Below are 259 nucleotides of genomic sequence, written 5' to 3' on the forward strand. Positions count from 1 at the left end.
CGGACATGCCGCCGCCCGAGCGCAAGCTCGAGCTGCTGGAGCTGACCATCCCTCGCCTGACCGACGCCGGCTACGTCTACATCGGCATGGACCACTTCGCGCTGCCCGACGACGCACTGGTCCGGGCCCAGCGCGAAGGTACCCTGCAGCGCAACTTCCAGGGCTACTCCACCCACGCCGACTGCGATCAGATCGCGCTTGGCGTCAGCGCCATCGGCAAGGTCGGCGACGGCTACAGCCAGCACGTCAAGGAGATCGC

The 259-nt window shown here is 68.0% G+C and carries 1 pseudogene; it reads left to right on the forward strand.

The window, feature by feature from the left end:
• Positions 1–259, forward strand: a pseudogene (locus tag CVH10_RS21930) (coproporphyrinogen III oxidase); the annotation flags it as partial.

The organism is Halomonas sp. ND22Bw (assembly GCF_003011945.1).
Classification (GTDB): Bacteria; Pseudomonadota; Gammaproteobacteria; order Pseudomonadales; family Halomonadaceae; genus Halomonas; species Halomonas halophila.